General features: G+C 70.4%; 23 protein-coding genes and 1 pseudogene. 17 read left to right on the top strand and 7 right to left on the bottom strand.

Going from position 1 to position 22,662, the window contains the following annotated elements:
- Positions 1–67 precede the first annotated feature (67 nt).
- Positions 68–835, top strand: coding sequence for a hypothetical protein (locus M878_RS94005; protein WP_078630241.1), 768 nt, complete (start codon positions 68–70; stop codon positions 833–835).
- Here M878_RS94005 and M878_RS59875 read toward each other — a convergent pair.
- Both M878_RS59875 and M878_RS59870 read right to left on the bottom strand, forming a co-directional pair.
- Positions 759–2,087 (bottom strand): D-arabinono-1,4-lactone oxidase, encoded by a 1,329-nt coding sequence (locus M878_RS59875; protein WP_023546091.1) that lies wholly within the window; start codon positions 2,085–2,087, stop codon positions 759–761. The two genes, M878_RS94005 and M878_RS59875, sit on opposite strands and share 77 nt — an antisense overlap.
- Entirely contained in the window at positions 2,047–3,285 is a 1,239-nt protein-coding gene (locus tag M878_RS59870) for an MFS transporter (protein WP_023546090.1), read from the bottom strand. The genes M878_RS59875 and M878_RS59870 overlap by 41 nt, the downstream gene beginning before the upstream one ends.
- Before the next feature lie 204 nt (positions 3,286–3,489).
- Between M878_RS59870 and M878_RS59865 the strand changes: the two genes are divergently transcribed.
- Positions 3,490–4,617 carry a ferrochelatase gene (locus tag M878_RS59865; RefSeq protein ID WP_023546089.1) on the top strand — a complete coding sequence of 376 codons (1,128 nt, stop codon included), beginning with the start codon at positions 3,490–3,492 and terminating at the stop codon, positions 4,615–4,617.
- A gap of 8 nt (positions 4,618–4,625) precedes the next feature.
- Entirely contained in the window at positions 4,626–5,441 is an 816-nt protein-coding gene (locus M878_RS59860) for an inositol monophosphatase family protein (RefSeq protein WP_023546088.1), read from the top strand.
- Positions 5,442–5,522: 81 nt separating this feature from the next.
- Here M878_RS59860 and M878_RS98305 read toward each other — a convergent pair whose 3' ends face one another.
- Entirely contained in the window at positions 5,523–5,696 is a 174-nt protein-coding gene (locus M878_RS98305; protein WP_023546087.1) for a hypothetical protein, read from the bottom strand.
- 415 nt (positions 5,697–6,111) lie between these two features.
- Between M878_RS98305 and M878_RS59855 the strand changes: the two genes are divergently transcribed.
- The 4 genes from M878_RS59855 (at position 6,112) to M878_RS59840 (ending at position 9,668) form a co-directional block, all read left to right on the top strand.
- Positions 6,112–6,765, top strand: coding sequence for a response regulator transcription factor (locus M878_RS59855; protein WP_023546086.1), 654 nt, complete (start codon positions 6,112–6,114; stop codon positions 6,763–6,765).
- A 6-nt stretch (positions 6,766–6,771) separates the two neighbouring features.
- Positions 6,772–8,019 carry a sensor histidine kinase gene (locus M878_RS59850; protein WP_023546085.1) on the top strand — a complete coding sequence of 416 codons (1,248 nt, stop codon included), beginning with the start codon at positions 6,772–6,774 and terminating at the stop codon, positions 8,017–8,019.
- Positions 8,020–8,434: 415 nt separating this feature from the next.
- Positions 8,435–8,731 (top strand): DUF4193 domain-containing protein, encoded by a 297-nt coding sequence (locus M878_RS59845; protein ID WP_003997302.1) that lies wholly within the window; start codon positions 8,435–8,437, stop codon positions 8,729–8,731.
- A 13-nt stretch (positions 8,732–8,744) separates the two neighbouring features.
- The gene (locus tag M878_RS59840; protein WP_209445510.1) at positions 8,745–9,668 is read left to right on the top strand and encodes a hypothetical protein; all 924 of its coding nucleotides are present in this window, start codon (positions 8,745–8,747) and stop codon (positions 9,666–9,668) included.
- Here the strand turns inward: M878_RS59840 and M878_RS59835 are convergent.
- On the bottom strand, positions 9,665–10,129 hold the full coding sequence (locus M878_RS59835) for a DUF3093 domain-containing protein (RefSeq protein ID WP_023546083.1): 465 nt from the start codon (positions 10,127–10,129) through the stop codon (positions 9,665–9,667). The two genes, M878_RS59840 and M878_RS59835, sit on opposite strands and share 4 nt — an antisense overlap.
- A 58-nt stretch (positions 10,130–10,187) precedes the next feature.
- On the opposite strand from M878_RS59835, the gene M878_RS59830 reads away from it, so the two are divergent.
- The 8 genes and pseudogenes from M878_RS59830 (at position 10,188) to M878_RS59800 (ending at position 17,086) form a co-directional block, all read left to right on the top strand.
- Positions 10,188–10,772, top strand: coding sequence for a PaaI family thioesterase (locus tag M878_RS59830; protein ID WP_031224638.1), 585 nt, complete (start codon positions 10,188–10,190; stop codon positions 10,770–10,772).
- Complete coding sequence (gene dut / locus M878_RS59825) at positions 10,769–11,314, top strand: dUTP diphosphatase (protein ID WP_023546081.1); 546 nt, start codon at positions 10,769–10,771, stop codon at positions 11,312–11,314. Before M878_RS59830 ends, dut begins: the two co-directional genes overlap by 4 nt.
- Position 11,315: 1 nt before the next feature.
- Entirely contained in the window at positions 11,316–12,083 is a 768-nt protein-coding gene (locus M878_RS59820; protein WP_023546080.1) for a DUF3710 domain-containing protein, read from the top strand.
- Positions 12,084–12,348: 265 nt separating this feature from the next.
- Positions 12,349–12,438 (top strand): annotated as a pseudogene (locus M878_RS99730) (ABC transporter ATP-binding protein); the annotation flags it as partial.
- Positions 12,439–12,593: 155 nt separating this feature from the next.
- Positions 12,594–15,176, top strand: coding sequence for a sensor histidine kinase (locus M878_RS59815; protein ID WP_023546079.1), 2,583 nt, complete (start codon positions 12,594–12,596; stop codon positions 15,174–15,176).
- Positions 15,173–15,859: a response regulator gene (locus M878_RS59810; protein WP_023546078.1), complete on the top strand. Its 687-nt coding sequence runs from the start codon at positions 15,173–15,175 to the stop codon at positions 15,857–15,859. The genes M878_RS59815 and M878_RS59810 overlap by 4 nt, the downstream gene beginning before the upstream one ends.
- 57 nt (positions 15,860–15,916) lie before the next feature.
- Positions 15,917–16,315 (top strand): OB-fold nucleic acid binding domain-containing protein, encoded by a 399-nt coding sequence (locus M878_RS59805; protein WP_076095565.1) that lies wholly within the window; start codon positions 15,917–15,919, stop codon positions 16,313–16,315.
- Between the two features lie 3 nt (positions 16,316–16,318).
- The gene (locus M878_RS59800; protein WP_023546076.1) at positions 16,319–17,086 is read left to right on the top strand and encodes a DUF3159 domain-containing protein; all 768 of its coding nucleotides are present in this window, start codon (positions 16,319–16,321) and stop codon (positions 17,084–17,086) included.
- 61 nt (positions 17,087–17,147) lie between these two features.
- Here the strand turns inward: M878_RS59800 and M878_RS59795 are convergent, their stop codons facing one another.
- From M878_RS59795 to M878_RS98300, 3 genes are all read right to left on the bottom strand, one after another.
- Positions 17,148–17,819: a potassium channel family protein gene (locus tag M878_RS59795; protein ID WP_023546075.1), complete on the bottom strand. Its 672-nt coding sequence runs from the start codon at positions 17,817–17,819 to the stop codon at positions 17,148–17,150.
- Positions 17,819–18,490, bottom strand: a complete 672-nt coding sequence (locus tag M878_RS59790) for a potassium channel family protein (protein WP_023546074.1) — start codon at positions 18,488–18,490, stop codon at positions 17,819–17,821. Before M878_RS59790 ends, M878_RS59795 begins: the two co-directional genes overlap by 1 nt.
- A gap of 144 nt (positions 18,491–18,634) precedes the next feature.
- Complete coding sequence (locus M878_RS98300; protein WP_023546073.1) at positions 18,635–18,772, bottom strand: hypothetical protein; 138 nt, start codon at positions 18,770–18,772, stop codon at positions 18,635–18,637.
- A gap of 161 nt (positions 18,773–18,933) precedes the next feature.
- On the opposite strand from M878_RS98300, the gene M878_RS59785 reads away from it, so the two are divergent.
- Entirely contained in the window at positions 18,934–20,988 is a 2,055-nt protein-coding gene (locus M878_RS59785) for an APC family permease (protein WP_031224637.1), read from the top strand.
- Positions 20,989–21,299: 311 nt separating this feature from the next.
- Positions 21,300–22,628 carry a class I SAM-dependent RNA methyltransferase gene (locus tag M878_RS59780; RefSeq protein WP_023546071.1) on the top strand — a complete coding sequence of 443 codons (1,329 nt, stop codon included), beginning with the start codon at positions 21,300–21,302 and terminating at the stop codon, positions 22,626–22,628.
- The last annotated feature ends 34 nt before the right edge of the window (positions 22,629–22,662 follow it).

Genomic DNA, 22,662 nt, shown 5'->3' with positions numbered 1-22,662 from the left:
GTCCCTATCTCGTGCAGTCGGTTGGCCAATGTCGATCAAGCAAGGGAAAGGAAGGGTAGTTCCGGGTATGCGTGAAACGCCCGATACGGGTCGCCAACGGATCGACCTGAGCGTCCCCCAGGTCGCGGGCAGTGCCCTGGCGGCGGTCGTGGCGGCCAAACTGGCGTCGTACTTCGGGGTGTACGGCACGATCCTCGGCGCGGGAGTCGTCAGCATCGTCGCCACCTGCGGGGGCACGCTGTTCCAGCACTTCTTCAAGCGGACCGGGGAGCAGCTGAGGGAGGCGACGGTCGTGGGCCGCCCCGGCGAACACGTGCCGGACGGCAGCGGCCGGTCCCGCACCCGGGCACAAGTGCCGTCGGCGCCGGGCGAGTTCACCGAGGGCACCGTCTACCGCGCGCGTGTGAAGAGCTGGCGCCGGCCGGCGGTCGCGGCCGCCCTTGTGTTCGGGGTGACGATGGCCGGGATCACGACGTACGAGCTGGTGTCCGGCAGCAGCTTCAGCGGCGGTACGGGCACGACGGTCAGCGACGCCGTCACCTTCCGGGGCTCGTCCGCCTCCACAACCGAATCCCCTTCCGAGTCCGACGGGTCACCGCGCCCTTCGGAGACGCCGTCCCGCCGGCACGCGCCCGACCCAGGCGGTGGTACGACCCATAGCGCGACCCCGACGCCCGGGAACTCCCCGAGCGGGGAGCCGGGCGACGGCCCGAGCCCGTCTTCCCCGACCCCCACGCCCAGCGGGTCCGCCGCGACGCCTACGCCCCCAGAACCCTCCGCAAGTAGTCGTTCTGGAACAGCCGTTCCGGATCAAGGCGGTCCCTCAGCGCAGTGAACTCGCCGAAGCGCGGGTACACACGTGCGAAGTACTCGGCGTCCCGGGTGTGCACCTTGCCCCAGTGCGGCCGGCCCTCGTGCGCCGTGAAGATCCGCTCGGCCGCGGTGAAGTAGGCCTGGTACGGCGTGCCCCGGAACATATGGACGGCGATGTAGGCGCTGTCCCGCCCGGAGGCGGTGGACAGCGTGATGTCGTCGGCCGGGGCGGTGCGCACCTCGACCGGGAAGCTGACGCGCAGCCCCGAGCGCTCGACCATGGTCTTCAGCTCGCGCAGCGTCTCCACCAGGGCCGCGCGCGGGACGGCGTACTCCATCTCCACGAAGCGCACCCGGCGTGGCGAGGTGAAGACCTTGTACGGGATGTCCGTGTACGTTCGCGCGGAGAGAGCCTTGCTGGAGATCTGGGCGATGGCGGGAATGGCGGCGGGGGCCGCGCGGCCGACCCATTGGGCCACCTGGAAGACGCCGTTGGAGAGGAATTCGTCCTCGAACCAGCCGGCCAGCTGCCCTACGGGCTGCTCGGGACCGGCGCTGCGGTTGTTCCGCTTGGTGTTGGTGTTGCCGGTGTGCGGGAACCAGTAGAACTCGAAGTGCTCGTTCTCCGCCCACAGTTGATCGAACTCGGCGAGGACCCGTTCGAAGGGCATCGGCTCCTCGCGCGCGGTGAGCAGGAACAGCGGCTCCACGGCGAAGGTGATCGCGGTGACGATGCCGAGGGCGCCGAGGCCTATTCGGGCGGCCGCGAAGACGGCGCGTTCTTCGGCGGTCCCCTCCTCGGAGCACGTGAGCACGGAACCGTCGGCCGTGACGAGTTCGAGCCCTGTGATCTGGGCGGCGATGGAGGCGGACTCCCGGCCCGTGCCGTGCGTGCCGGTGCTGGTGGCGCCGGAGACGGTCTGCTCCATGATGTCGCCCATGTTGGCCAGCGACAGACCCTCGCGGGCCAGAGCCGCATTGAGTCTCTTGAGCGGGGTGCCGGCCTCGACCGTGACGGTCATGGCTTCCCGGTCAATGTTGCGGATACCGGTCAACAGTTGAGGGCGGATCAACACACCGTCGGTGGCCGCTATCGACGTGAAGGAGTGGCCGGTCCCGACCGCCTTCACCTTCAGGCCGTCCTCGGCGGCCCGGCGCACCGCCGCGGCCAGCTCCTCCACCGACGCCGGCGCGACCTGCCGGGCGGGCCGGGCGGTGACGTTCCCGCCCCAGTTACGCCAGGTGCCGTTCTTCCCGTTCGCCGTGCTGCTCAACGGTGCCTCCCCGACCCGCGGCCGGCCTGCGCAGCCGGCGGTACCCGAGGAAACCCACCGCGACCGCGGCGGCCCCGGACACGGCCGGAACCCCGTACCCGGCCCGCGCGCCGGCTGCGTCGATCACCGAGCCGGCCACGGACGAGCCGAGCGCGACCCCGACCGCGAGGCCGGTGCTCACCCAGGTCATGCCTTCGGTGATCTTCGCGCGAGGTACGTGCTCTTCGATGAGGGACATCGTCGTGATCATCGTCGGTGCGATGGACAGCCCCGCAACGAACAGCGCCACGGCCAGAAGCGGCAAGTTTCCGACCAGTAGGAGGGGGATCATACTCACGGCCATGGCTGCCACGCCCAGCAGCCAGCGGCGTTCCGGTGCCCCGGCGAACTTCAGCAGCCCGAAGACCACCCCGGCCACACACGAACCGGACGCGTACAACGCGAGGACCACGCTGGCCGCGCCCTTGTGGCCGCGCTCGTCGGCGAAGGCGACGGTGACCACGTCCACCGACCCGAAGATCGCGCCGGTCGCCATGAAGGTGGCCACCAGGACCTGCAGCCCCGCCGAGCGCAGTGCCGTACCACCGCCGTGGTGCTCGCGCGGGTGCGGCGCCGGCTCGGTGGCGCGCTGGGCGGTGAGCCAGAAGACGCCGGTGGCCAGGGAGCAGGCGGCGAGCAGCGGCCCGGCCTCCGGGAACCAGACCGTGGACAGTCCGATGGAGATGATCGGGCCGAAGATGAAGCAGATCTCGTCGACGACCGACTCGAACGAATAGGCGGTGTGCAGCTTCTCGGTGCCCCGGTACAGCGCCGCCCAGCGGGCCCGGATCATCGCGCCCAGGCTAGGCACCGAGCCGATCCCGGCCGCGCACACGAACAGCACCCAGTCCGGCCACCGGAAGTGCGCGGCCAGCAGCAGCCCGGCCGCCGCGGTGAGCGCCACCAGGGTCGCGGGACGCAGCACCCGGCGCTGCCCGTGCTGGTCCACCAGCCGGGATATCTGGGGCCCGATCGCCGCGGCGGCCAGCGCGATGGTGGCCGACAGCGCGCCCGCGAGCCCGTACCGCCCGGTCAGCTGGGAGATCATGGTGACCACGCCGATGCCCATCATCGACAGCGGCATCCGGCCGACGAATCCCGCGGCGGAGAAGCCCTTGGTGCCGGGCATGGCGAACAGGGCTCTGTAGGGGCTGGGCACGTGGTCTCCGGGGCGGCTCGGTAAGGCGCGAATGCGGCTGATACAGCTTACGAGTTAGGGGACCCTAATGGCACCCCGGATGACCAGGGAATGGCTGAGGAATGACCGGGGATTGACTGGGTAAAAACCGGTCTAAACCTACTGGAACCCGACTCGTCACCCCGCTGTTCCCCGGCTGTCAGAGGCGGGTGGCAGGATCGAGACATGCCAGACGCGCTCGATGCCACCCCGTACGACGCCCTGCTCCTGCTCTCCTTCGGCGGCCCCGAAGGCCCGGACGACGTGGTCCCCTTCCTGGAGAACGTCACACGCGGGCGCGGCATCCCGAAGGAACGCCTGAAGGAAGTCGGGCAGCACTACTTCCTGTTCGGTGGGGTTAGCCCCATCAACGACCAGAACCGCGCCCTGCTGGACGCCTTGCGCAAGGACTTCGCCGAGCACGGCCTCGACCTGCCCGTCTACTGGGGCAACCGCAACTGGGCGCCGTATCTGACGGACACCCTGCGCGAGATGGTCGCCGACGGCCGCCGCCGCATCCTCGTGCTCGCCACCAGCGCCTACGCCTCCTACTCGGGCTGCCGTCAGTACCGCGAGAACCTCGCGGACGCGCTCGCGACGCTGGAGACGGAGGGCCTGGAGCTGCCGAAGATCGACAAACTCCGCCACTACTTCAACCACCCGGGCTTCGTCGAGCCCATGATCGACGGCGTGCTGCGCTCCCTCGAAGAGCTCCCCGAGGACGTCCGCGCGGGCGCTCATATCGCCTTCACCACGCACTCCATCCCGACCTCCGCCGCCGACACCTCCGGCCCCGTCGAGGTCCACGGGGAGGGCGGAGCCTACGTCGAGCAGCATCTGGACGTGGCCCAGCTGATCGCCGACGCCGTCCGCGAGCGCACCGGGATCGACCACCCCTGGCGGCTGGTCTACCAGTCCCGCTCCGGCGCCCCGCACATCCCGTGGCTGGAGCCGGACATCTGCGACCACCTGGAGGCGGCGCACACCCAGGGCGTCCCCGCCGTCGTCATGGCACCCATCGGCTTCGTCTCCGATCACATGGAGGTCCTGTACGACCTCGACACCGAGGCCAAGGCCAAGGCCGAGGAACTGGGCCTGCCCCTGCGCCGCTCGGCCACGGTCGGCGCCGACCCGCGGTTCGCCGCCGCCGTCCGCGAGCTGATCACCGAGCGCGCCGCCGTGGAGCGCGGCCAGGAGGTCACCCCCTGCGCCCTGGGCGCCCTCGGCCCGTCCCACAACCTCTGCCCGGTCGGCTGCTGCCCGGCCCGCGCCTCCCACCCGGCCGCCGCCGGCGCCGACAGCCCCTACACATGAGGAGCCCCGTGACCGACCCCCTGCACCGGGAACTGCTGGAACTGGCCCAGGAGGCCGCACGCCGGGCCGGAGAGCTGTTGCGGGACGGCCGCCCGGCCGACCTGGCCGTGGCGAGGACCAAGTCCAGCCCGATCGACGTCGTCACCGAGATGGACATCGCGGCCGAGAAGCTGATCACCGACCTGATCTCCGGCCGGCGGCCCGACGACGGCTTCCTCGGCGAGGAGGGCGCCTCCAGCGCGGGCACCAGCGGCATCCGCTGGGTGATCGACCCGCTCGACGGCACGGTGAACTACCTGTACGGCCTGCCGACCTGGGCGGTGTCCATCGCCGCCGAGCAGGACGGCGAGACCGTCGCCGGGGTCGTTGCGGCTCCGATGCGCGGCGAGACGTACCACGCCGTGCGCGGGGACGGCGCGTGGGCGACGGGCGCGTGGGAGGGCGAGCGGGCACTCGCCTGCCGTCCCGCGCCGCCGCTGGACCAGGCGCTGGTCTCCACTGGCTTCAACTATGTGGCCGAGGTGCGCGCCCATCAGGCCGAGGTGGCGGGCAGGCTGATCCCCCTGCTGCGGGACATCCGGCGCAGCGGGTCGGCGGCGGTCGACCTGTGCGACGTGGCCTGCGGCCGGCTCGACGGCTACTACGAGCGGGGGCTCAACGCGTGGGACTTCGCCGCCGGGGATCTGATCGCCCGGGAGGCGGGTGCACTGGTCGGCGGGCGGCGCGGGGAGCGGCCGTCGCGGGATCTGACCGTGGCTGGGTCGCCAGGGGTGTTCGAGCCGCTGCAGGAGCTGCTGGAGGACCTCGGAGCGTGGCACGACTGAGCGCGACCGTCCCCGGCCGATGAGCGCAAAGGGACCCCGGCGCTGGATTCGCCGGGGTCCCCTCTTGTGCTTTCGGGCCGATCAGACGCGTGACGCGCCGACCTCCACACCGTGTTCGGCGGCGAGGCGTCGCAGGTCGTCGAGCTCTGCCTGCTCCACTTCGACAAGGAAGTCGTCACCCTCGTCACGAGCCCGCGACAGGTCGGACTCGGTCGCCCTTATGCGCTGCAGAAGTCCTGCGGTGAAAGCGTCCATGCTGCGCCCCCTCGTCCTGGGTCGTGGGTCGGTGGCACGGGGGTGTGCCGGTTGGGAAAGGGGCGATCACGTCTCTCACAGGTGCCCAGCGCTGCCCTGCCGGGCGGCGACGGTGCCGGACACCCGCGCCCACTCTGGCGAAGCGGATCGCGATGTACCGCATGGTGCTGCGGCACATGCAGAGCGTGATCGCGGGGTGTAAACCGTCCTCCCCCCACTCCCGCCCCCGGAAACCTCAACCGGAAGAGAAAATCTCGTATTCCTGCCCCGGAACGCGGATCCGTGCGGCCCGCAACCCGCCTTACAGCCGACTTACGGCTAAAAAGGGCAGGATGGAGGTCACACCCTACGAAGGCCCCTGCCTGCACGCGTCCACGGCGCGCTACGCGGGTGGACATGAGGAAGGACAAGCGACGTGCGCGTACTCGTCGTCGAGGACGAGCAGCTGCTCGCCGACGCGGTGGCCACCGGACTGCGCCGGGAGGCCATGGCCGTCGACGTCGTGTACGACGGTGCGGCCGCCCTGGAGCGCATCGGCGTCAACGACTATGACGTGGTCGTCCTCGACCGCGACCTCCCGCTCGTGCACGGCGACGATGTCTGCCGCAAGATCGTCGAGCTGGGCATGCCCACGCGCGTGCTCATGCTCACGGCCTCCGGCGACGTCAGCGACCGTGTCGAGGGCCTGGAGATCGGCGCCGACGACTATCTGCCCAAGCCCTTCGCGTTCAGCGAGCTGATCGCGCGCGTGCGCGCCCTCGGCCGCCGTACGAGCGTGCCCCTGCCGCCCGTCCTGGAGCGCGCCGGGATCAAGCTCGACCCCAACCGTCGCGAGGTCTTCCGCGAGGGCAAGGAGATCCAGCTCGCGCCCAAGGAGTTCGCGGTGCTGGAGGTGCTGATGCGCAGCGAGGGCGCGGTCGTCTCGGCGGAGCAGCTGCTGGAGAAGGCCTGGGACGAGAACACGGACCCGTTCACCAACGTCGTGCGCGTCACGGTGATGACCCTGCGCCGCAAGCTCGGCGAGCCGCCGGTGATCGTGACCGTCCCCGGCTCCGGCTACCGGATCTGATCCGCCATGGCCGCGACACCCGCGCCGCCGCAGGCGCCACCGAAGCCCACCTGGGACCCCAGGAGGCCGCAGGCCCCGTTCCCGTGGCTGCGCCCCACCATCCGGATACGGCTCACGCTGCTGTACGGCGGCATGTTCCTGATCGCCGGCATCCTGCTGCTGTCGATCATCTACCTGCTCGCCGCGCAGGCCATCAGCACGGGCAACCAGCCCCTGTTCAAGATCGTCAGCGGTACGTCGATACGGGTCTCCAGCGACAACTGCCCCGCGATCAACACGACCAGCCTGCCACTGTCGGACTTCAACGACGCGATCGCCCACTGCGTGGACCAGCAGCGCCAGACGGCCCTGGACGACCTGCTCAGCCGTTCGCTGCTGGCCCTGCTGGGTCTCGCCGTGATCGCCTTCGCGTTCGGCTACGCGATGGCCGGCCGGGTGCTGTCCCCGCTCGGCCGGATCACCCGCACCGCCCGTCAGGTGGCCGGCTCCGACCTGTCCCGGCGGATCGAGCTGGACGGCCCGGACGACGAGCTGAAGGAGCTGGCGGACACTTTCGACGACATGCTGGAGCGGCTGCAGCGCGCCTTCACCGCCCAGCAGCGCTTCGTCGGCAACGCCTCCCACGAGCTGCGCACCCCGCTCGCGATCAACAGAACGCTTCTCGAAGTACACTTGTCGGACCCGAACGCCCCGGTGGAGCTGCAGCAGCTCGGCAAGACGCTGCTGGCCACCAATGAACGCAGCGAGCAACTGGTAGAGGGCCTGCTGCTGCTCGCCCGCAGTGACAACCAGATCGTCGAGCGCAAGCCGGTCGACCTGGCCGAGGTGGCCACCCAGGCCATCGACCAGGTGCACGCCGAGGCCGAGGCCAAGGGCGTGAAGATCTGCGGCGAGCGCAAGCCCGCCGTGGTGCAGGGCAACGGCGTGCTGCTGGAGCGGATCGCCCTGAACCTGGTGCAGAACGCGGTGCGGTACAACGTGGGCGAGGACGGCTGGGTCGAGGTGACCACCGAGGTCCGGCACGGGCAGGCGGTGCTGACCGTCACGAACACCGGGCCGGTGGTGCCGGCGTACGAGATCGACAACCTCTTCGAGCCCTTCAGACGGCTCCGCACGGAGCGCACGGGCAGCGACAAGGGTGTCGGCCTCGGCCTGTCCATCGCCCGGTCGGTGGCCCGCGCACACGGCGGCCACATCGTGGCGCAGCCCCACGAGGGCGGCGGCCTGGTGATGCGGGTCACGCTGCCGCTGTGATTCTCGACGGGGCCGCCACGAACCGGGGGCTGACACACGCGAGGGATGTTCGCTTCAGGCGGAATTTTTCAGCCGCCGAATGAGCTTCCTGTTGTGTGATCGATCACAAAGGCGGATTTTCAGCCATGTACTCTCCGTGATCACGAAACATGCAAGAATGCCGGGAAAGTCCTAGTTTTCAGGGGTCTTGATCACGGGAAGTACACGGTGAGGCGCCTTTGAGGTGCGACATTCGAACCGTGTACGGTCCTCACCGCCATCCAAGTCGATCACTCTTGAGGGGTCGGGTTGGGTGTCGATTGAGTAACAGACCTTGATGTGAGGCAAAATCTCCGCCTCAGGTCGGGCACAAGTCCGGCCTCTCACGCGTTACGTGCGCTGGAGACACCGCAGACACCCAGAGGGGGAGAGCGATATGGCAACCGATTACGACACTCCACGCAAGACCGACGACGACGTCGACTCGGACAGTCTTGAAGAGCTGAAGGCCAGGAGGAACGACAAGTCCACCTCGTCGGTCGACGTCGACGAGTTCGAGGCCGCCGAAGGCCTCGAACTGCCCGGCGCCGACCTCTCGAACGAGGAGCTGGCCGTCCGGGTGCTGCCGAAGCAGCAGGACGAGTTCACCTGCATGAGCTGCTTCCTGGTGCACCACCGCAGCCAGCTGGCCCGTGAGAAGAACGGTCAGCCGATCTGCCGCGACTGCGACTGAGGTCGGGTCGGCCATGACTGGCTCGACCCCTCCAAGGAAGCGCCGCTTCTCCCTGGGAAAGGCGGACGAAGGGCCGTCCGACGGCTCGCACAGCGCGCGTGACGAAGGGCGGGGCTCACCGGCAGCGGTGGCCCCGTTCGAACCGGCGACCGACCGGGCCGACCACCCGGAGCCGGTGAGGCAGCCCGCGCCCGTCGCTCGGCGACGGGCCGCGGTGATGCGTGACAAAGCCCGGGACATGGCCCGGGAAGGGGTGCGCAGGGGCGGTAGCCGGGCCCGCGCGGGCCTGTCCTACCTCGCGGACCGGATCATCGACATCGCCCCTCGTGTCCCCGTACGCGACCTCGCGACTTTGCGCAGGCAGTTCCCGGGCCTCGGGCCCGAAGAACTCGCCGACAAGCTCGTGGCGGGCGCGGCGGCCGGAACATCGACGATCGGAGCCGGGATCGGAGCGGCGGCGATGCTGCCGGTGCCCCCGGCCATGCCGACCGAGCTGGCCGCGGAGATCACCGGGGTTGCCGCGATCGAGCTGAAGCTCGTCGCCGAACTCCACGAGGTCTACGGCGTACGACCGCCGGGGAGCCTGAAGAGCCGCAGCACCGCGTATCTGTCCTCCTGGTCGGGGGAGCGCGGAATAGATGTGATGAAGCCGTCGACGTACGACACGGCTCTCGGCGGCCACATGAAGCGCGAACTGCGCCAGCAGATCATGAAGCGCGTGGTCCGGGACCTGCCCAACCTCATGCCGTTCATGGTGGGCGCGGCGGTCGGCGCCGTCATGAACCGCCGGAGCACGAAGCGGCTCGCCGCCCGCATCCGTACCGACCTGCGCAGGATTCAGGTGCCCTGGGACGAGCTGGAGGAGCTCCCGCCGCTGGAGAAGCCGGCAGAGCCGTTGCAACTGCGCGACTTCCCCGAAGAGGCCGAAGAGTCTTAGGAGTTCGCCGTGCGGGCCGTCGCGATCGCTGCCGCCAGCCTCTCCGGCTCCCGCGTCGACAGATACAGGTACGGCGTCGGGTCCTGCGGGTCCGTGACCTCCACCCGCAGCGCCGTGGGGATGTAGGCCCGCAGCAGCAGGAACGCGCGCGTGTCGGCCTTGTACGTCCGCCAGGCGCGGGCCTCCTCCGCGTCCAGCACCTCAGCCTCGCCCAGCGCCGACACCGGGATCTTCGCCTCGCCCGCGATCAGTGAGTCACCCACGACACGGATGCGCAGCGAGCCGTACGCGCTCGCGACCACCGCCGCCGCGGCCGTACCGCCGACCAGGCCGCCGAGCAGCGGCAGGGTGCCGAAGGGGAGCAGGATCAAGGCGAACGAGACACCCACGAGAAAGCTGATCAACCACCACGAACGGGGGGCGGTGAGGCGTTCTTCGTACGGGGTGGCGGAGAGCTGCATGAGGCCAAGCTTGGCACGGGAACCTGATACGGCCGACGCGCGGGTAAGGTCTGCGGCTGTGAGTGGTAGTTCCGCACGTCTTCAGCCTCCCGCCGACGCGGTGAAACCGGTACGGCACCCCGACGCACCCGCGCCCGGAGAACTCCTCGGTGCCCACTACGAACACTGTTTCGGTTGTGGCCCCGGGCAGTCGCACGGACTGCACCTGGAGGCCCGGGCCGGCGAGGGTGTCTCGCTGACCGCCGAGTTCACCGTCCAGCCCGCCCACCAGGGCGCCCCGGGCCTCGCGCACGGCGGAGTGCTGACCACGGCCCTCGACGAGACCCTCGGCTCGCTGAACTGGCTGCTGCGCACCATCGCCGTCACCGGCCGGCTGGAGACCGACTTCGTGCGGCCCGTTCCGGTGGGCACCACGCTCTACTTGGAGGCCGAGGTCACCGCCGTCGCCGGGCGGAAGATCTACTCCACCGCCACCGGACGCGTCGGCGCCCCCGACGGGCCCGTCGCCGTACGCGCCGACGCCCTCTTCATCGAGGTCAAGGTCGACCACTTCATCGACCACGGCCGCAAGGAGGAGATCCAGGCCGCCATGAGCGACCCGGACCAGATCCGGCGCACCCGCGCCTTCGAGGTGAACCCGTGAGCCCTCTCGACGTACTCATCCGCCGAGTCGACCCGGACGTGCCGCTTCCGGCGTACGAGCACCCCGGGGACGCCGGAGCCGATCTGCGCACCACCGAGCCGTGCGAGCTGAAGCCCGGCGAGCGGGCTGTACTTCCCACGGGGGTGTCGATCGCCCTGCCCGAGGGGTACGCCGCCTTCGTGCATCCGCGTTCCGGCCTCGCCGCCCGCTGCGGTGTCGCCCTCGTGAATGCCCCGGGGACGGTTGATGCCGGGTACCGTGGGGAGATCAAGGTGATCGTGGTGAATCTCGACCCGCGCGACAGCGTGCGGTTCGAGCGCTTCGACCGGATTGCCCAACTGGTCGTCCAGCAGGTCGAGAGGGTCCGCTTCCAGGAGGTGGTGGAACTTCCCGGCTCGGCGCGGGCCGAGGGGGGCTTCGGGTCCACCGGTGGCCATGCCGCGGTGGGCGGCGGGAGCGGCACATGCGGTCAGGCCGCCATGGGCGGTCCGACGGGTGGGAATCGATACGCTTCGGTTGTATCCGACCGGGAAGGACAGTGACGTGTTCGGACGTCGCAAGAAGAAGGGTGCCGCCGAGGACGCGGCCGGCGAGGCCGAGCAGGTCGTCGACAGCGTCGACACCGAGGCGGACGAGGAAGCGCAAGAGGGCGGGCGCGAGCGCGTCCGGCTGGAGCCCGGGCCCCGGCCCGACGGGCCCTGGGACAGCGAAGAGGTGCGCGATGCGGCCGAGGGCCGCGTGGACCTCGGCGGGATGTTCGTCCCGGGCGTGGAAGGGATGGAGCTGCGGGTCGAGGTCGCCGGTGACGCGATCGTCGCCGCGACGGTCGTGCTGCGCGACAGCGCCATTCAGCTCCAGGCGTTCGCCGCGCCCAAGCGCGAGGGCATCTGGGGTGAGGTCCGCGAGGAGATCGGGAGCGGTATCACCCAGCAGGGTGGCATCGTCGACGAGGTCGAGGGCCCGCTCGGCTGGGAGCTGCGCGCCCAGGTGCCGGTGCAGCTGCCCGACGGCACCGGCGGCTTCCAGGTCGTACGGTTCGTCGGTGTGGACGGCCCGCGCTGGTTCCTGCGCGGTGTGATCTCCGGCCAGGGCGCCGTGCAGCCGCAGGCCGCGGGTCTGCTGGAGCAGATCTTCCGGGACACCGTCGTGGTCCGCGGCGAGGGCCCGATGGCGCCCCGAGACCCGATCGTCCTCAAGCTGCCCAACGACGCGCAGATGGTCCCCGAGGGCATCCAGCAGGAGGAGGGCTCGCGGTTCTCGGGCGGTATGGGGCAGTTGCAGCGCGGACCGGAGATCACGGAAGTCCGCTGACGGCTTCAGCAGCCGGAAACGGGCCGTGCCTTTGAGGGGTGCGGCCCGTTTTTGCGGGGGCGCGCCATCGTGGGGCCCGCCATTGCCGGGTGCGGGCCCGTGGGCGGCTGGTCGCGCAGTTCCCCGCGCCCCTTTGAAGCGCTTCCACGCCCTGCGTGACGTCTCCAGGCCCTTGAGTCACTGAGGGAGGGTCGCCTCGCCCGCGCCCTCGCCCCCCACCCGAACGCAGTGCGGGGCCGGCCTGGGCCGAGCCGGGCGGACGCCGTCCGCCCTGGTCGCCACGCACGACGCGACCCTGCTGGATCCGGCCGACCGGGTGCTGGAACTGCGGGACGGCGAGATCATCGAGCACTGAACCGGTAGCACCGGCACAGGGCGCCCACCAGGCCGTACGGCTCATCAGGGTTGCGTCAAAGTTGCCCGCTGCCCGCCCTCCTGTCCCTATTGCCGCAATTGCTGGCCGTAAGGTCGACGCTGCGTACGCAAGCGCTACTGGAAGACAATGGGGCCATGGGACGCGGCAAGCTTCGGATCTACCTCGGTGCGGCACCCGGTGTGGGCAAGACCTACGCCATGCTCGCCGAGGCACATCGCCGCGTGGAGCGGGGCACCGACTGTGTCGTGGCCTACGTGGAGCACTACGACCGGCCGCGCACCGAGGTGATGCTGCACGGCCTGGAGCTGGTGCCGCGCAAGCGTCTGGAGTACCGGGAGGCCGTCTTCACCGAGATGGACGTGGACGCCGTACTGCGCCGGGCCCCCGCCGTCGCCCTGGTGGACGAACTAGCCCACACCAACGTCCCCGGCTCCCGCAACGCCAAGCGCTGGCAGGACGTCGAGGAACTGCTCGCGGCCGGCATCGACGTGATCTCCACCGTCAACATCCAGCACCTCGAATCACTCGGCGATGTCGTGGAGTCGATCACCGGGGTGCGGCAGCAGGAGACCGTCCCGGACGAGGTCGTACGGCGGGCCGACCAGATCGAGCTGGTCGACATGTCCCCGGAGGCGCTGCGCCGCCGTATGGCGCACGGCAACATCTACCAGCCGGACAAGGTCGACGCGGCCCTGTCCAACTACTTCCGCCCCGGCAACCTGACCGCCCTGCGCGAGCTGGCCCTGCTGTGGGTGGCCGACCGGGTCGACGAGTACCTGAACGCCTACCGCAGCGAACACCGGGTCTCCAAGATCTGGGGTTCGCGGGAGCGGATCGTGGTCGGCCTGACCGGCGGCCCCGAGGGGCGCACCCTGATACGGCGTGCCTCGCGGCTCGCCGAGAAGGGCGCCGGCGGCGAGGTGCTCGCCGTCTACATCTCCCGCAGCGACGGTCTGACCTCGGCCTCTCCGAAGGAGCTGGCCGTCCAGCGGACCCTTGTGGAGGACCTCGGCGGCACCTTCCACCATGTCGTCGGCGACGACATACCGGCCGCCCTGCTGGACTTCGCGCGGGGCGTGAACGCCACCCAGATCGTGCTGGGCTCCTCGCGCCGCAAGGCCTGGCAGTACGTCCTCGGACCCGGCGTCGGCGCCACGGTCGCCCGCGAGTCCGGCCCCGACCTCGACGTCCACATCGTCACCCACGAGGAGGCCGCCAAGGGGCGCGGACTGCCCGTGGCCCGGGGCGCCCGGCTCGGCCGGGCCCGGATCATCTCGGGCTGGCTGGTCGGGCTCGGCGGCCCGGTCGCGCTGGCGGTGCTGCTGAACGCCGTCGATGTCGGCCTCGCCAACGACATGCTGCTGTTCCTGGCCGTCACGGTCGCGGCGGCCCTGCTCGGCGGCCTGCTGCCCGCGCTGGCCTCGGTGGCCTTCGGCTCGCTGCTGCTGAACTACTACTACACACCGCCGCTGCACCAGTGGACGATCGCCGACCCGAAGAACATCGTGGCCATCGCGATCTTCCTGTGCGTCGCCGTGTCGGTGGCCTCCGTCGTGGACCTCGCCGCCCGGCGCACCCACCAGGCCGCTCGGCTGCGCGCCGAGTCCGAGATCCTCTCCTTCCTCGCCGGGAACGTGCTGCGCGGCGAGACCAGCCTGGAGGAACTGCTGGAGCGGGTCCGGGAGACCTTCGCGATGGAGTCCGCCGCGCTGCTGGAGCGGGCGGGCGACGTCGAGCCGTGGACCTGCGCCGGGCGCGCCGGATTCGGGCGCCCGCTGGAGCGGCCCGAGGACGCCGACGTCGACATGCCGGTCGGCGACCACATGGCGCTCGCGCTCACCGGCCGGGTGCTGCCCGCCGAGGACCGCCGGGTGCTCGCCGCCTTCGCCGCGCAGGCCGCCATCGCCCTGGACCGCCGGCGTCTGCAGGAGGAGGCCGACCAGGCCCGTGCACTCGCCGAGGGCAACCGCATCCGCACCGCCCTGCTGGCCGCCGTCAGCCACGACCTGCGCACCCCGCTGGCCGGCATCAAGGCCGCCGTCTCCTCGCTGCGCTCCGACGACGTGGCCTGGTCCGAGGAGGACCGGGCGGAGTTGCTGGAGGGCATCGAGGAGGGCGCCGACCGGCTCGACCACCTCGTCGGCAACCTGCTGGACATGTCCCGCCTGCAGACCGGCACGGTCACCCCCATCATCCGCGAGATCGACGTGGACGAGGTGGTCCCGATGGCTCTGGGCGGCGTACCCGAGGACAGCGTCGAGCTGGACATCCCCGAGACGCTGCCGATCGTCGAGGTCGACCCCGGGCTGCTGGAGCGGTCCGTGGCCAACCTGGTGGAGAACGCCGTCAAGTACAGCCCGCGCGGGCGGCCCGTGCTGGTCTCCGCCAGCGCCATCGCCGACCGGGTCGAGGTGCGCATCGTGGACCGCGGGCCGGGCGTACCGGACGAGGCGAAGGACCGCATATTCGAACCCTTCCAGCGCTACGGCGACGCTCCGCGCGGCGCCGGGGTCGGGCTCGGACTCGCGGTCGCCCGGGGCTTCGCCGAGGCCATGGGCGGCACCCTCAACGCCGAGGACACACCGGGTGGCGGACTCACCATGGTCCTCAGCCTCCGCGCGGCAGGAGCGCGTCCCGAGCCGCTTCCCGCGGGGGAGCACACCGCAGAGCCCCCCGTCGGGGAGGACATCGCAGAACCAGAAAGGCAGACCCTATGACCCGGGTGCTCGTGGTCGACGACGAGCCGCAGATCGTGCGCGCCCTCGTGATCAACCTCAAGGCGCGCAAGTACGAGGTCGACGCGGCCGCCGACGGCAGGACCGCCCTCGAACTCGCCGCCTCCCGCCATCCCGACGTGGTCGTGCTCGACCTGGGTCTGCCCGACATGGACGGCACCGAGGTGATCAAGGGGCTGCGCGGCTGGACGCGCGTACCCATCCTGGTGCTGTCCGCCCGGCACTCCTCCGACGAGAAGGTGGAGGCGCTCGACGCGGGCGCCGACGACTACGTCACCAAGCCCTTCGGCATGGACGAGCTGCTGGCCCGGCTGCGGGCCGCCGTGCGCCGGGCCGAGCCGGTCGGACCCGGCGACGACGACCTGACGACCGTCGAGACCGAGGGCTTCACCGTCGACCTGGCCGCCAAGAAGGTCAACCGCGCCGGCAAGGACGTCCGGCTCACCCCGACCGAGTGGCATCTGCTGGAGGTGCTGGTCCGCAACACCGGCCGGCTGGTCAGCCAGAAGCAGCTGCTGCAGGAGGTGTGGGGGCCGTCGTACGGCACCGAGACCAACTACCTGCGCGTATACATGGCCCAGCTGCGCCGCAAGCTGGAGACGGACCCGTCGCACCCGAAGCACTTCATCACGGAGCCGGGGATGGGATACCGGTTCGAGAAGTGAGGGCTCGGAAGTGAGCTGGGCTACGGTGCCGTCGGTGTGCCCCGGTACGCTTCACGTATGAGTGCTGTTCCTCGATCCGAAAAGCCGGCCGGCCGGTTCCGGCGCATGCTCGACCGGCTCTCCTCGTCGCAGGAGGACCTGGAGTCCGAGGAGCTGCGCGAGGACGCCGAGACAGCGGGCTGTACCAAGATCGGTGACTGCCACGACCGGCAGATCGTCACCGTAACTGGTACCTTGCGCACGGTTACCTTGCGACCGCGCGCCGGGGTCCCCGCCCTGGAAGCCGAGCTGTTCGACGGCTCCGCCGCGCTGGACGTGGTGTGGCTCGGCAGGCGTTCCATCGTGGGCATAGAACCGGGGCGCAAGCTGATCGCATCGGGCCGGATCTCGATGAGCCGGGGCCGCCGCGTGCTGTTCAACCCCAAATACGAACTGCGACCCCTCGGACGGGAGTAGCCGGTGACGTCCCTCGACAAGCCGACCGAAGACGCCGGTCAGGCGCCGACCGACGACGCCCGGGCGGTGACCGAGGCCGCGCTGTTCGAGGCGTTCGGCGGGGTCCGTGGCATGGTCGAGACGGTCGTGCCGGGCCTGCTCTTCGTCGCGATCTTCACGGTCAACAAGAACCTGCACGTGTCGGCGATCGCCGCGCTGATCGTCTCTCTCGTCCTGGTCGTGGTCCGGCTCGCCATGAGGGACACCGTCAAGCACGCCTTCAGTGGTGTGTTCGGGGTGGCCTTCGGTGTCGTGTTCGCGATGTTCACCGGCAACGCCAAGGACTTCTACCTCCCCGGCATGCTCTACACGCTGGGCCTGGCGGTGGCGTACATCGTGACGACCCTCGCCGGTGTGCCGCTGATCGGTCTCATCCTCGGCCCGGTCTTCAAGGAGAACCTCTCCTGGCGCACCCGCAACCCCGGCCGCAAGAAGGCCTACGCGAAGGCGAGTTGGGCCTGGGGCCTGATCCTGCTCGCCAAGTGCGCGATCCTCTTCCCGCTCTACTGGTGGTCCGACACCACCAAGCTCGGCTGGGTCCTGGTCGCCCTGAAGATCCCGCCGTTCCTGCTGGCGGTCTGGCTCACCTGGGTCTTCCTGGCGAAGGCGCCCGCGCCGATCGACGTGTTCGCGGAGATGGAGGCGGAGGAGAAGGCCGAGCAGGAGCGCAAGGCCGCGCTGGCCGCCGAGGGCGGTGACGTGTCCGGCGGACGGCACCGCAGGGACGCGTAGACAGCGGTCGTACGACGGCGACGGGCGCCCCTGGCAACAGGGGCGCCCTTCGCCGTCTGCGTCAGGACTCTTCCCGCCGCACCGACAGCAGCTCCTCCAGCTGCTCCTCCCGGGCCTGAGCCGCCACGAAGAGGAGTTCGTCGCCCGCCTCCAGGGAGTCCTCCTTGGAGGGGGTCAGGACGCGGGTGCCGCGGATGATCGTGACCAGGGAGGTGTCCTCCGGCCACTCGACGTCGCCGACCTGGGTGCCGGCCAGGGCCGACTCCTCGGGCAGGGTCAGCTCGACGAGGTTGGCGTCACCGTGGCTGAAGCGGAGCAGACGGACCAGGTCGCCGACCGAGACCGCCTCCTCGACCAGGGCCGACATCAGACGCGGGGTGGAGACCGCCACGTCCACGCCCCAGGCCTCGTTGAACAGCCATTCGTTCTTCGGGTTGTTGACGCGGGCGACGACGCGCGGGACGCCGTACTCCGTCTTGGCGAGCAGCGAGACGACCAGGTTGACCTTGTCGTCGCCGGTCGCGGCGATGACGACGTTGCAGCGCTGCAGCGCCGCCTCGTCCAGGGAGGTGATCTCGCAGGCGTCGGCCAGCAGCCACTCCGCCTGCGGCACCCGCTCCACCGAGATGGCGGTCGGGGCCTTGTCGACGAGCAGGACCTCGTGGCCGTTCTCCAGCAGCTCGGCCGCGATCGAGCGGCCGACGGCGCCGGCTCCGGCAATGGCGACCCTCATCAGTGACCGCCCTCCTCTTCCGGACCCTGGGCGAACGACGCTTCGACCTCGTCCACGTCGTCCGTCCGCATCATCACGTGCACGAGGTCGCCCTCCTGCAGCACCGTCTGCGAGGTCGGCAGGATCGCCTCGCCCAGGCGGGTCAGGAACGCCACGCGGACGCCCGTCTCCTCCTGCAGCTTGCTGATCTTGTGGCCGACCCACTTGGGGGAGGCGTGCACCTCGGCGAGCTGCACCCCGCCGGTGGGGTCGCGCCACAGCGGCTCGGCACCCGACGGCAGCAGCCGGCGCAGCATCTGGTCGGCCGTCCAGCGCACCGTGGCCACGGTGGGGATGCCCAGGCGCTGGTAGACCTCGGCGCGGCGCGGGTCGTAGATACGGGCGGCGACGTTCTCCACGCCGAACATCTCGCGGGCCACACGCGCGGAGATGATGTTGGAGTTGTCACCGCTGGAGACGGCGGCGAAGGCGCCGGCCTCCTCGATGCCCGCCTCGCGCAGGGTGTCCTGGTCGAAGCCGACCCCGGTGACCCGGCGACCGCCGAATCCCGGGCCCAGTCGGCGGAAGGCGGTGGGGTCCTGGTCGATCACGGCGACCGTGTGGCCCTGTTGCTCCAGGGTCTGGGCAAGAGCGGAACCCACTCTTCCGCAGCCCATGATGACGATGTGCACGACCGTCCTTCCGGTGTCCAAAAGTTACTGCTCAGCATCAGGGTCTCAGACCGACGCCCAAAGCTACACACGCGCGCAGGGAGGTGGGCACCCCCTACGCCGGTTCGGCGTGATCACGGTCCGCGATCATGCGTGTGGGCGGCGTCAGCCGTCCGGGTCGGCGAGCGGGGTGATCGCCGGGGGCGGGCGCCGCCGAGTGATACTGCGCACGCTGCACAGGGTCAGGATTCCGAGGCCGAGCAGGGCGAGCAGTGCCCCGATCAGCTCCGCGGTCGCGGGCATGGGACCTCCGAGGTGCGATGACGGACGGGGTCTGCCATCTAGGCACGGGGAGCGCGCGGACCACGGAATCCGCAGTTCAGTGCGCCCCTGATTTCACTCGTGAGGCAGATCTCAGACACCGGGTGGGCCAGTGGCCGGTCGACGGCCTACCATCCTCTGTCGTGTCCAAACTGACCGACGTGCCCAAACGGATCCTGATCGGGCGCGCACTGCGCAGTGACCGGCTGGGCGAAACGCTCCTGCCGAAGCGCATCGCACTCCCCGTCTTCGCCTCCGACCCGCTGTCCTCCGTCGCCTACGCACCGGGCGAGGTCCTGCTGGTCCTGTCCATCGCGGGCGTGTCGGCGTACCACTTCAGCCCCTGGATCGCCGTCGCGGTCGTCGTGCTGATGTTCACCGTGGTCGCCTCCTACCGCCAGAACGTCCACGCCTACCCGAGCGGCGGTGGCGACTACGAGGTCGCCACCACCAACCTGGGCCCCAAGGCCGGCCTGACGGTCGCCAGCGCCCTGCTCGTGGACTACGTCCTCACCGTCGCCGTCTCCATCGCCTCCGGCATCGAGAACCTCGGCTCCGCGATCCCCTTCGTGGTCGAGCACAAGGTGCTGTGCGCGGTCGCCGTGATCGTGCTGCTGACGCTGATGAACCTGCGCGGCGTGAAGGAGTCCGGCAAGCTCTTCGCGATCCCGACGTACGTGTTCGTCGGCGGCGTCTTCGTCATGATCGCGTGGGGCGCGTTCCGGGGCCTGGTCCTCGGCGACACCATGCGCGCACCTACGGCGGCATTTGAGATCAAGGCCGAGCACCAGGGCCTGGCGGGCTTCGCCCTCGTCTTCCTCCTGCTGCGCGCCTTCTCCTCCGGCTGTGCCGCGCTGACCGGTGTGGAGGCGATCTCCAACGGCGTCCCGGCCTTCCGCAAGCCCAAGTCGAAGAACGCGGCGACCACGCTCGCGCTGATGGGCGGGCTTGCCGTCACCATGTTCTGCGGCATCATCGCCCTGGCCATGACGACCAAGGTCCGCATGGCCGAGAACCCGGCCACCGACCTGATCCGGGGCGGCCACCCGCTGGGCTCCGGCTATGTCCAGAACCCGGTGATCTCCCAGGTCGCCGAGGCGGTCTTCGGCAAGGGCAGCTTCCTGTTCGTCGTCCTGGCCGCGGCCACGGCCCTGGTCCTGTTCCTGGCGGCGAACACGGCGTACAACGGCTTCCCGCTGCTCGGCTCGATCCTCGCCCAGGACCGCTACCTGCCGCGCCAGCTGCACACCCGCGGCGACCGCCTCGCCTTCTCCAACGGCATCGTGCTGCTGGCCGGCGCGGCGACCCTGCTGACGGTCCTCTACGGCGCCGACTCGACCCGTCTCATCCAGCTGTACATCGTCGGCGTGTTCGTGTCCTTCACGCTCAGCCAGACCGGCATGGTCCGGCACTGGAACCGGCACCTGGCGGTCGAGAAGGACCCGGGCAAGCGCAGCCACATGATCCGCTCCCGTGCGATCAACGCGTTCGGTGCCTTCTTCACCGGTCTGGTGCTGGTCGTCGTCCTGGTCACCAAGTTCACGCACGGTGCCTGGGTGGCCCTGCTCGGCATGTGCATCTTCTACGCGACGATGACCGCGATCCGGAAGCACTACGACGGCGTGGCCGAGGAGATCGCGGCCCCCGAGGAGCCGGACGACGACGACCTGGTCCGCCCGTCCCGCGTCCACTCGGTGGTGCTGATCTCGAAGATCCACCGCCCTACCCTCCGCGCCCTGGCCTACGCCAAGCTGATGCGCTCGGACACCCTGGAGGCACTGACGGTCAACGTCGACGCGGCCGAGACCAAGGCGCTGCGCGAGGAGTGGGAGCGGCGCGGCATCGACGTACCACTGAAGGTGCTGGACTCGCCGTACCGCGAGGTCACCCGCCCGGTGATCGAGTACGTCAAGAGCCTGCGCAAGGAGTCCCCGCGCGACGCGGTCTCGGTGATCATCCCCGAGTACGTGGTCGGCCACTGGTACGAGCATCTGCTGCACAACCAGAGCGCCCTGCGCCTGAAGGGCCGCCTGCTGTTCACGCCCGGCGTGATGGTCACCTCCGTCCCCTACCAGCTGGCCTCCTCGGAGGCGGCCAAGCTGCGCGCCCGCAAGAGACAGGAGTGGAGCGCACCGGGCGCGGTGCGCCGCGGCCCGGCCGTGGAGCGACCCAAGCAGCCGTCGGCGGCGAAGGACTGAGGGGGCGCCGGCGTCGGTCTGAGCCGTCGGCGACGTAGGTCTGAGTCGTCGGTGGCGAGGTCTGGGATGTCAGTGGCCTAGGACTGAGCGGCCGTCGGCGTAGGTGTGAGCCGTCGGTGGCGAGGTCTGGGATGTCAGTGGCTCAGGACTGAGCTGCCGTCGGTGACCAAGGACTGAGCGGTCGCCGGCGAAGGACCGACCCGTCGGCGGCCGGGGACCGAGGCGGGGCGGCGAGGCCGTAGACTGGTGGGCTGTTGTCCGGCCCGCCGGTTTGCGGCCGTTTCCCTTTCTGGATCTGGAGTCACCCCGCCATGCAGGCAGAACCGACGAAGTCTCTGGTGGGCGAGGAGTACGAGGTCGAGATCGGCCCCGTCGCCCACGGCGGCCACTGCATCGCCCGTACCGCCGAGGGCCAGGTGCTGTTCGTCCGGCACGCGCTGCCGGGCGAGCGGGTGGTGGCGAAGGTGACCGAGGGTGAGGAGGGCGCCCGCTTCCTGCGCGCGGACGCCGTGCGGATCCTGGAGGCCTCCAAGGACCGCATCGAGGCCCCCTGCCCCTTCGCCGGCCCCGGCCGCTGCGGCGGCTGCGACTGGCAGCACGCCAAGCCGGGCGCCCAGCGCCGACTGAAGGGCGAGGTGATCGCCGAGCAGCTCAAGCGGCTCGCGGGTCTCACGCCCGAGGAGGCCGGCTGGGACGGCACGGTGATGCCGGCCGAGGGTGACAAGCTGCCCGCGGGCCAGGTCCCGCAGTGGCGCACCCGTGTCCAGTACGCCGTCGACGCGGAAGGCCACGCGGGCCTGCGCCGGCACCGCTCGCACGAGATCGAGCGCATCGACCACTGCATGATCGCGGCTTCCGGCGTCACCGAGCTGGGCATCGAGCGGCGGGACTGGACCGGTATGGAGTCGGTCGAGGCGATCGCGGCGACGGGTTCGCAGGACCGCCAGGTCATCCTGACCCCGCGCCCAGGCGCCCGCCTCCCCCTGGTCGAACTGGACAAGCCGGTCTCGGTCCTGCGGGTCGACGAGAAGTCCGGCGGCGTGCACCGCGTCCACGGCCGCCCGTTCGTCCGGGAACGCGCGGACGGCCGCACCCACCGCGTCGGAGGCGGCGGCTTCTGGCAGGTCCACCCGAAGGCGGCGGACACGCTGGTGACGGCGGTCATGCAAGGCCTCCTGCCGCGCAAGGGCGAGATGGCCCTGGACCTCTACTGCGGAGTCGGCCTCTTCGCCGGCGCCCTCGCCGACCGCCTCGGCGAGAAGGGCGCCGTCCTCGGCATCGAGTCCGGCAAGCGGGCGGTCGAGGACGCCCGGCACAACCTCGCCGAGTTCCCCCGGGTCCGCATCGAACAGGGCAAGGTCGAGTCGGTCCTGCCGCGCACGGGCATCACCGAGGTCGACCTGATCGTCCTGGACCCACCCCGCGCCGGCGCCGGCCGCCAGACGGTCAACCACCTCACCTCCCTGGCCGCCCGCCGCATCGCCTACGTCGCCTGCGATCCCGCTGCGCTGGCCAGGGACTTGGGGTACTTCAAGGAGGGCGGCTATCGGGTGCGGACGCTGCGGGCGTTCGATCTGTTTCCGATGACGCATCACGTGGAGTGCGTCGCGATCCTTGAGCCTGCCGAAAAGGGCCGCTGACCTGCTGTTACGTCGAGTGTGCATTATGTGCGGT

Source organism: Streptomyces roseochromogenus subsp. oscitans DS 12.976, assembly GCF_000497445.1.
GTDB classification, from domain to species: domain Bacteria; phylum Actinomycetota; class Actinomycetes; order Streptomycetales; family Streptomycetaceae; genus Streptomyces; species Streptomyces oscitans.
The sequence above is the reverse complement of the archived record's forward strand: the minus strand, read 5'-3'. Positions and strand labels throughout refer to the sequence as shown.